Annotated in this window: 2 protein-coding genes; both read left to right on the top strand. The window is 74.0% G+C overall.

All coding sequences use genetic code 11. The annotated features are described in order from the left end of the window. Positions 1-564 (top strand): acyl carrier protein (locus VR45_RS41465; RefSeq protein ID WP_045945161.1); only part of this gene is annotated, 564 nt, incomplete at its 5' end. 37 nt (positions 565-601) lie between these two features. Continuing rightward, the coding region (locus VR45_RS41460; RefSeq protein ID WP_045945160.1) for a beta-ketoacyl synthase N-terminal-like domain-containing protein at positions 602-1,413 on the top strand (812 nt) is incomplete at its 3' end.

The following is a 1,413-nucleotide window of genomic DNA, read 5'->3' as shown; positions in this document are numbered from 1 at the left end:
GGCCCCGACGGGCCCGAGGCTCTGAAGCAGCGCCTCGGCTCCCTCAACGAGACCCAGCGCGGCCGGGTCCTCCTCGACCTGGTCCGCTCCCACGCCGCCCTGGTGCTCGGCCACAGCGGCCCGGCCGCGGTCGAGCCCGGCCGCGGTCTGCTGGAGGTCGGCTTCGACTCGCTGACCGACTCGCTGACCGCGGTGGAACTGCGCAACCGGCTGCGTGCCGCCACCGGCCACCCCCTGCCGGCCACCCTGCTCTTCGACCACCCCACCCCGGCCGCGATCGCCGGACACCTCGCCGCCGAACTGGTCCCCGACGCCGGGCCCGGCCCGGTCCCCGGGCTCGCCGAAATGGACCGCCTGGAGGACGCCCTCGACGGTGCCCTCGACGACCCGGCGGCCCGCGACCGGCTCGCCGAACGGCTCCGGGAGATCGTGGGCCGCCTCGGCCTGGCGGTCACCGCGGCCGGCGGCGACGGCACGGCGGCCGACTCCATCGAGGACCGCATGGACGGCGCCAGCGACGACGAACTCTTCGACCTCATCGACAACGAACTCGGCCTGTCATGACACCGACCCGACACCCGAACCAGGACGGCGGCTCCCGATGGTGAACGACGACAAGCTGAGGGACTACCTCAAGCGCGTGACGGCGGATCTGCACCACACCCGCCGGCGCCTGACCGAGGCCGAGGAAGCGGGCCGCGAACCGATCGCGGTCGTCGCGATGAGCTGCCGCTACCCCGGCGGCGTACGGTCCCCCGAGGACCTGTGGCGGCTGGTCACCGACGGCACCGACGCCATCACCGGCTTCCCCCGCGACCGGGGCTGGGACCTGGACCACCTGGACGACCCGGAACAACTGCGCGAGGGCACCAGCCACACCGCCCTGGGCGGCTTCCTCGACGACGTCGGGCACTTCGACCCCGGATTCTTCGGGATCTCCCCGCGCGAGGCGCTCGCGATGGACCCGCAGCAGCGGCTCCTCCTGGAGACCACCTGGGAGGCGTTCGAACGGGCCGGAATCGACCCCGCGACCCTGCGGGGCAGCAGGACCGGAGTCTTCGCCGGAGTGATGTACCAGGACTACGCGGTACGGCTGCGCCAGGTCCCCGACGACGTGGCCGGCTACATCGGCAGCGGCAGCTCCGACAGCGTCGCCTCCGGCCGCGTCGCCTACACCTTCGGTCTGGAGGGCCCGGCGGTCAGCATCGACACCGCCTGCTCCTCCTCGCTGGTCGCCGTCCACCTCGCCGCCCAGGCCCTGCGGGCCGGGGACTGCACCCTGGCCCTGGCCGGGGGCGCGATGGTGATGTCGACACCCGTCCCGTTCGTGGAGATGAGCCGCCAGGGCGGCCTGGCCCGGGACGGCCGCTGCAAGTCCTTCGCCGCCTCCGCCGACGGCACCGGCTGGGGCGA

The sequence above is a fragment of the Streptomyces sp. NRRL S-495 genome (genome assembly GCF_000966955.1).
Lineage (GTDB): Bacteria > Actinomycetota > Actinomycetes > Streptomycetales > Streptomycetaceae > Kitasatospora > Kitasatospora purpeofusca.
The sequence above is the reverse complement of the archived record's forward strand: the minus strand, read 5'-3'. Positions and strand labels throughout refer to the sequence as shown.